Source organism: Vibrio sp. 10N.222.46.A1 (assembly GCF_041473595.1).
GTDB lineage: Bacteria > Pseudomonadota > Gammaproteobacteria > Enterobacterales > Vibrionaceae > Vibrio > Vibrio tasmaniensis_A.
In genome coordinates this window covers 1-7,446 of the sequence record NZ_JBFRSN010000559.1, presented here as the reverse complement: position 1 = coordinate 7,446, position 7,446 = coordinate 1, and the positions used below count along the sequence as shown (strand labels likewise).

The 7,446-nt window shown below is 42.9% G+C and carries 6 protein-coding genes and 1 pseudogene; 3 read left to right on the top strand and 4 right to left on the bottom strand.

Translation table 11 applies throughout. The features are described from left to right. Both AB4496_RS15925 and AB4496_RS15920 read right to left on the bottom strand, forming a co-directional pair. Nucleotides 1–200: pseudogene (locus AB4496_RS15925) on the bottom strand (PAP2 family protein); the annotation flags it as partial. 408 nt (nucleotides 201–608) lie between these two features. Beyond that, on the bottom strand, nucleotides 609–1,163 hold the full coding sequence (locus tag AB4496_RS15920; RefSeq protein ID WP_102257769.1) for a gamma-glutamylcyclotransferase family protein: 555 nt from the start codon (nucleotides 1,161–1,163) through the stop codon (nucleotides 609–611). Nucleotides 1,164–1,469: 306 nt separating this feature from the next. Between AB4496_RS15920 and AB4496_RS15915 the strand changes: the two genes are divergently transcribed. Next, complete coding sequence (locus AB4496_RS15915) at nucleotides 1,470–2,654, top strand: NnrS family protein (RefSeq protein WP_102257859.1); 1,185 nt, start codon at nucleotides 1,470–1,472, stop codon at nucleotides 2,652–2,654. Nucleotides 2,655–3,002: 348 nt separating this feature from the next. Beyond that, nucleotides 3,003–3,320, top strand: coding sequence for a DUF3622 domain-containing protein (locus AB4496_RS15910; protein WP_009847480.1), 318 nt, complete (start codon nucleotides 3,003–3,005; stop codon nucleotides 3,318–3,320). Nucleotides 3,321–3,494: 174 nt separating this feature from the next. Here the strand turns inward: AB4496_RS15910 and AB4496_RS15905 are convergent, their stop codons facing one another. After that, nucleotides 3,495–4,541, bottom strand: coding sequence for a succinylglutamate desuccinylase/aspartoacylase family protein (locus AB4496_RS15905; protein WP_012604657.1), 1,047 nt, complete (start codon nucleotides 4,539–4,541; stop codon nucleotides 3,495–3,497). Between the two features lie 260 nt (nucleotides 4,542–4,801). Here AB4496_RS15905 and AB4496_RS15900 point away from each other — a divergent pair, with 260 nt between their 5' ends. Further along, entirely contained in the window at nucleotides 4,802–5,341 is a 540-nt protein-coding gene (locus tag AB4496_RS15900) for a DUF3332 domain-containing protein (protein WP_041472888.1), read from the top strand. A gap of 170 nt (nucleotides 5,342–5,511) precedes the next feature. Here the strand turns inward: AB4496_RS15900 and AB4496_RS15895 are convergent, their stop codons facing one another. Next, nucleotides 5,512–6,984 carry an aminoacyl-histidine dipeptidase gene (locus AB4496_RS15895; protein WP_009847477.1) on the bottom strand — a complete coding sequence of 491 codons (1,473 nt, stop codon included), beginning with the start codon at nucleotides 6,982–6,984 and terminating at the stop codon, nucleotides 5,512–5,514. Between the last annotated feature and the right edge of the window lie 462 nt (nucleotides 6,985–7,446).

Here is a 7,446-nt window from a genome sequence, read left to right as displayed (position 1 = left end):
ATATAGCTATAGATGTCATATTTCATATTCTCGGGAACAAATATGTTGATGATTAAGGTAAACGGGGCAATGAATGCAACATAATACAGAATCAGTTTGTTTCTTCTGAATTCATGAAGTAAAGACGATAACAAGTTTGATTGTTCTTTTTGAGGAGTGGATTTGGCGGTGGTCGTCTCTGAATCCATATAGCCCTTCATCAAGATTTCCTATCATGATTAAAGGTTAGTTCATTTGAGCTGGTTTTCTACTTTTCAACCTTGTGTCTAAGGTAAAAATAAACGAAATAAAACCTTCTATTTTTCACAACCCGACTATACTTAATTTACGACTAAAAGTAGTCGTAAAGAATAGGCTTTTTGATTTACCTAAGTAAAAAAATGGGTTATATCCTAATGATATAGCTTAAAAAACTACCAGGCTAAACGGACTTAGTTGGTCTTAAAAGCGCTAGCTCCCCCTAGCGCTTTTTCTTTTGTTCGAAGTTAGCTCTAACCCCTTAAGTGTTTACAGGTTTGAGTTGTTTAATCTCGATTTAGAACAGTTAACGGTCGAGCTCACTGACTAAGTGCAACAAGCTATGTAGACCGACAAATTATGAGTATCAACTAGCTACGAACGGTCAGTATCAAGCCATCAATCACACTGTGGTGGTGATCAGAAACCCCAGCAAGGTTGCCGTATTTCGGCTGGTGGCGATCATTTTCTAATGGATGGTGCCAACCTTGTGTATGTTCCACAAAGTGCGCCGCAAAGCTTTCAGACACCTCTAAACATCCTGCCATGACAGTATCAACATAGGTTTGAACGATAGGGCTGTTTTCACAAGGCGCTTCGATTTCGTCTCTGATGTATACCCAGATCGATTGATCCGCTTTAAACTCGGTTTGGCTCTCTATCTGATCGTTTCTTAACTCAACTCGATGATAACCACGCTCACGACGATCAAATTCAGCCAACGCAACATCATCGACCTCAAGCAAAACACCATTCACTTGTCCCTCACCAAGATTGACGATCAACGGTGACAAAACATAGCTGTCGTCGATTTTACTCCAGTGACGCACTAGGCCGTGCACTATCGCAGGAATAGCTTGTCCTGTTTGACCTGTGAGTTGACGAGAAGAGGAGTTGATCAAGCTACCATAACCAAAAATATACATCGCGTTCCCTGTCTGTTCTTTTGTATTTGAGACTAGTCTTACTATATGTTTGGCTTCATCAAATGTCAGTAGTTTTTATTTTACACATATTCGAGTCTAAATAACTTTTTGTGGTGTGTTTAATTGACACTTTTTTGTTCTCTAAATACACCTTGTTGCTTGTTTTTATTGGTTTTATATCTTTGGCGCGTTTCATGCATTGTGTTAGGCAATATTGCGGTGATGATTACTGCACCTTGAATTTGGCTATTGGTAGCAATTCAATATAAGCCACACTTGGCTTGTTATCTGAAATGAGGAATGAGTTTGTTAAATATCACAGATAAAAGCGTAGAAGATGCGATTCCAGCTTATCTTCGTTTAGGTTTTAGACCTTTCTTCTTTCTTGGCAGTCTCTATGCCGTGATTGCTATCGTCGCTTGGGTTGTCATGTTCCAAAATGGTCAGCCTGAAGTGTTAAAAGTCCCCGCGCTTTGGTGGCATGTACATGAAATGCTGTTTGGTTTTTCTATGGCGATTGTGGTTGGTTTTGTTCTGACTGCGGTGCAAACGTGGACGGGAGTCAACGGAACTAAACATTATCGATTAGCAGCGCTCGTTGGTTTGTGGCTCGCACCTCGTATTCTATTTTGGACACCGGCGCCATTGTGGTTAATCTCATCGGTTGAAGCGTTGTTCTTGATCTTTGCCGCTTACGAGATTGGTTTCCGTGTCGTGAAATCGAAAGGCTGGAAGAACTTGTTTTTTGTGCCGCTGTTTATATTGGCTATCGTCGCCAACTTTGCTAGTTACGCGACGATTAAAGGCATGCCTCCATTCCCATCGTCTGCAGTATGGCACGCAATGTTATGGTGGTTTACCTTGCTATTATCCGTAATGGGTGGACGAGTTATCCCGTTCTTCACGGCCCGTCGTTTTGACTTTGAAAAAGCACAACCACTGGTTTGGTTGGAATGGCTAGCGAACCTGCCTTTGGTTGGATTGTTTGTGCTGAGCTTCTTCCCGTTGACCTTTGCTCAAGTGGGCAATGAGTTGATGGTGTTTGCAGGTGTGACTCAGTTGGTTCGCTTTGTTCGTTGGAAGCCTTGGACAACGTTGTCTGAGCCTTTGGTGTGGTCACTGCATGCGGCTTATTTGTGTATTCCTTTGAGTTTGTTGCTAAGAGGCTTATTAGATAATCCATTTGCAAGCCATAACATGCTGCACCTGTTTGCGATTGGTGGTTTGAGTGGGCTCATTCTTGCGATGATCACACGTGTCACCATGGGACACACTGGCCGTGCTATCTATAAAGGGCCAAGTGTGGCGCTGGCGTTCTCGGCTATCTTTATCGCGGCATTAGTTCGTAGCTTAGGTGTCACTTTCTTCCCTGCTTACTTATTTGAGATGGTCAACATCAGCGCGGGTTTATGGACGTTGGCGTTTGGTCTGTTTATCTGGAAGTTTGGCATGATGCTGTTAACACCAAGAGTGGATGGTCATCCGGGGTAAGCGTATTGATTTTCTAACACATTTTTAAAGGGAAGCAATGAGCTTCTCTTTTTGAACGCAGCTAGTTATCGCTTTAATTTATCTCTGTTTGAGAACCGTTCATTTCATTGTTGTCGATAAAATAGCATAGAAGTTGATGGTGAATCGGAGGGTTACGAACCCATTGAAATCCGGCACAAACGATTTGCAGCAATGGAGTGTGATCCGCTGCAAATATTTGCAGCAATATTCATTGATTTGTGCTCTAATACCGCGCTTACCAAGGGATGGTGTTAAAAGATGCTCACTTAGATGGAGTTATCAAAGTTGACCGATCCCTTAATGATCTCCCTTAGGAAAAAATAGAACATGTCTAAGAACAAAAAATTTGATATCCGCCTTACAGAAAAACGCAACGGTTGGTGTGCCGAGATTACTCGTCAAGTAACGTCTCGCAGCACAACAGTATCTAAGCGTGAGTCTGGTTTTGAAACTGAAGCTCTAGCACAAGAGTGGGCAGAGAAAGAGCTAGCATCTTTCATCGCAAACCAAGCTGAACGTAACGAGCGTAAATCAGAGCAGCGTAAAGAGCGTGACGAACTACGTCATACTAAAGAACTTAAAGCTGAGCAAGCACGTGAAGCACGCGCAAAAGCTCGTGAAGAAGAGCAAGAAGACGCTGAGTAATTTAGCGCTTAATTAATTTACAGGTTCCTTAATTTTAAGATAAGGGACAAGTAAAAAAAGCCCCAATATAACTTTTTTCTTTCTAGTCAAAAGTGTATTGGGGCTTTTTAGTTTGTGGAGTTTATTTTCGAAAATGTAGCCACTTCTTGCTAGTGACTACATGTCATTCATTGATTAGTTGTTAAGCGCCGTTAGCCAATCATCTTCCGCTACTTCTTCAATATAGCTCTCAACGGATTGTCCCACTTCATCGTCATCTTGTTTGAAGTAAGCAATGTGGAATACTGCGTCACCTTCGTTTACCAACGGTAGAGTTTGTTGGCCAATCACGATACCGCCTTTGGTTGTGATCACTTGGCCTTCTTGGTGACCTAACGGAGAGCTTATGTAAGCGAGAGTTTGTCCTGCTTCAACTTGTTCGCCAAGTCTCACCATGTTACGCAAAATACCGTCTGACTCAGCGCGGATCCAGCTGGTGGATTTGCTCAACACTGGCTCTGGCAACTTTTTACGGTTTGGGCGCAGCATGCCGATTTCTTTCATCACTTGATGCACGCCAAGGTAACCCGCACGAATCGCTAGGTGATCAAAACGCAACGCTTCACCACCTTCGTAAGTTAATACAGGGATACCCAATTTTTCCGCTTCGCTACGAAGTGACCCATCACGCAGTGGAGAATCAATGATCACTGGTGTTGCGAACGCTTTTGCAATGCGCAATGTTTCTGGGTTCGACAGGTTTGCACGGATCTGGGGCAAGTTAGTACGGTGAATCGCACCTGTGTGTAGATCCAAAATAAAATCACAGTGCTTCGCCACATTCTCAAAGAAAGTGTAAGCGATGCGTGATGTTAGCGATCCTTTCTCACTGCCAGGGAAGCAACGGTTTAGGTCACGACGGTCTGGTAGGTAACGAGATTTATGGATAAAGCCAAACACGTTAACGATAGGCACAACAATCAAGGTACCTTTCAGTTTCTTTGGATCAATCGCATTGGTCAGTTGTCGTGCAATCTCAACACCGTTTAGCTCATCGCCGTGGATAGCCGCATTTACCATCAGTGTTGGGCCTGCTTGGCGACCGTGAATAATTTCAATCGGAATCGAAAGTGGAGAGTGCGTGTAAAGCTGAGCCGCTTGCAGTTCAATCTCCATTCGCTGTCCTGGCTGAACAGTATAACCAAGTAATTCGAATGGTTGATTAGGTTTTAGTCTTGCCATTTAGGTTGTTCTCAACATGGTGATAATTCGTTAACACGGAATGTACCAATCGTTGATTTTTAGTACGAATCAATCGGTTTACGGTGACGACAAAAGTTTTCTATGGAGCTGTCTATAAATAAGTTTCCAGTTTTAATTTGACTCATTATAGGGTGTTTCAAATTGTGGTTTTCCTGACAGTACACTGATATTTGTCATTTGGTTGGTTGCTATTATCCACCGCCATTTTTTGGCGGCCAAATTCAAATATCGAGATGAAAATGAAAAAAACAATTTCAAAAGTTGTAGCACTAGCGGTGGTATCTGTTGCTTTATCTGGCTGTGTTGGTAGCAATGCAGTAACGGGTTACCTAATGAAGTTCAACCTTAAAGCCGTTGATAACCGTTACGCTCGTGGTGGTTTGAACATATTGCTTGCACCGGCTTACGGTCTAACAGTTGCAGCTGATTACTTGGTATTCAACTCACTAGAGTTCTGGACGGGCAGCAACCCACTAACAGGTGCACCGCATATATTTGATACTAAGATTGATACTTACCTTGATATCAACCATCAGCTTGATAAGTCACTGACTGAAGCACCAGTGGGTCCGATTACGAGTGCTGATATGATTGAGAAAGGTCAAATGCAGCAGATCGACGAAAACACGATCCAAATGGACATCACTTACCAGTCTGGTGAGCGTGCGACATTGATCGGAGTTCGTGATGGTGAGATGGTGACATACTTCATCGACGGCGAAGTAGTGGCACAAACTTCAATTGATGAGTTAGAAAGCTACGCGGCTTCACGCGCTTAATTGTTTATTTAGTCACAAGTACATAGCTACAAAGATTGGATACAAAAACAGGTACTCATTGAGTACCTGTTTTATTTTGTGTCTATAAACGGTGTTTACTGAAAGTGCTATTTAGTGAAGAGCCCTATTTATTGGAAACACCATTTATTGAACATACATAGTTTATCGAATTATGCTTTTTCTGGGATAGCTGCAAGCAGTGCAACCATTTGATTCCAGAATAGCTCAACCGTATCGATCTTCACTTTCTCATCAGGAGAGTGAGGGAACTTGATGGTTGGGCCGAAAGAAACCATATCCATGTTCGGGTAAGGTTCTTTGAATAGACCACACTCAAGACCAGCGTGGATAACCATGATGTTTGGTTTGTGACCGTAGATACCTTCGTACATGTCGCGGAAGATGTGCATGATTTCTGAATCTGCATCTGGCTTCCAACCTGGGTAAGCACCAGAGAACGCGATGTTAGCGCCTGCTAGTTCAGCAACAGAGTGAAGCATGCTTTCTACTTGGCTACGACCTGAATCGATAAGAGAACGGATCAGGCAAAGCACTGTGATTGAGTTCTCTTCTGTTGTGATAACACCTACGTTTAGAGATGTTTCAACAACACCTTCAATCTCGTCACTCATACGAATCACGCCGTTTGGACATGCGTTAAGTGCCGCGATAAAGCGAGCTTGGTCTGCTGACGCAAGTGCGCCCATTTCTACAGAAGCTTCTTCGTTGAAAGTCACGATGCTGTCTTCTACTTTACCTAGCTCTGTTGAAAGCAGCTCTGTGTAGTAGTTGTATAGCGAAGCCAGTTTCTCTTGGTTTTCAGCAGGAACAGCAACCGTTACGAAACCTTCACGAGGAATAGCGTTACGAAGGCTACCACCTTTGAATTCGACGATGCGAAGGTCTAGCTCTTTTGCGTGACCCGCTAGGAAACGAGCAAGCAGTTTGTTTGCGTTTGCACGACCTGTGTGGATGTCGCAACCAGAGTGACCGCCTTTTAGGCCTTTTAGCGTTAGCTTACGTGTTACGAAGTCAGCTGGAATCGCGTTACGTGCAATTTCAAATGTCATTGCGCCGTCGATACCGCCAGCACAACCCATGTACACTTCGCCTTCTTGCTCTGAATCTGTGTTAAGAAGGATATCGCCTTCTAACCAACCCGCTTCAAGACCGAAAGCACCAGTCATGCCTGCTTCTTCATCTACGGTAAGTAGAACTTCGATAGGGCCGTGTTGGATTTCGTTCGAAGCCAGAACCGCTAGGCAAGAAGCCATGCCCATGCCGTTATCAGCGCCAAGCGTTGTGCCTTTCGCTGTAACCCACTCACCATCAATGTATGGTTGGATTGGATCTTTAGCGAAGTCATGAACTGTGTCTTCGTTCTTTTGTGGAACCATATCGATGTGAGCTTGCAGCACGACACCTTTTTTGTTTTCCATACCCGCCGTTGCAGGCTTTTTGATGAATACGTTACCCGTTGGGTCACGACGTACATCTAGGCCTTGCTCTGTTGCCCAAGCAATAATGTATTGAGCAAGTTCTTCTTCATGTTTCGAAGGGTGCGGGATTGAACAAATTTTATCGAAAAACTGCCAAATAGGGGCAGGGGGCAATTTACTGATCTCAGAATGGAATTCAGACACGGATGACTCCTTTTTTATTTGATAACCATATATTTAGGTTTTGTAATGGCAAAAAACTAGAACAAAAATCTAAAATATGGGTCTGTTTTGATGGCAACAGCATACCACTTGAGCGTTTTGACGAGTAGCGGTTCTAAACCTCAAATAGCTCAAATTTTGAAAGCGATCTTGTCTATCTGATCATAAATAAGCGCATTGATGCTTATAAGTGGTGCGGGCAAACGTTTGTTTAATTCTATTTTGTAATTTAATTACAGAAATAAGTTTGTAAAATAACCGCAAGTGGCTAAAAGTGTGACGAATAGCAAAAAATACTTGTAATCTTTTTTCTTTGGGGTATATTAATAACCAACTTCTGAAGTGAAGGGTAAATGCTCAAAGGATGAGTCCGTTTTATCGCCTCCAAGGAACCGAGAAATCAAATTCGTTTTTTATTGATTTATTAAGGTGATAGTTATGAAA

What these genes read in the sequence shown, in the direction of transcription:
- AB4496_RS15900 (WP_041472888.1), top strand. Translation starts at nt 4,802, where the DNA reads ATGAAAAAAACAATTTCAAAAGTTGTAGCACTAGCGGTGGTATCTGTT.
- AB4496_RS15910 (WP_009847480.1), top strand. Translation starts at nt 3,003, where the DNA reads ATGTCTAAGAACAAAAAATTTGATATCCGCCTTACAGAAAAACGCAAC.
- AB4496_RS15920 (WP_102257769.1), bottom strand. Translation starts at nt 1,163, where the DNA reads ATGTATATTTTTGGTTATGGTAGCTTGATCAACTCCTCTTCTCGTCAA.
- AB4496_RS15905 (WP_012604657.1), bottom strand. Translation starts at nt 4,541, where the DNA reads ATGGCAAGACTAAAACCTAATCAACCATTCGAATTACTTGGTTATACT.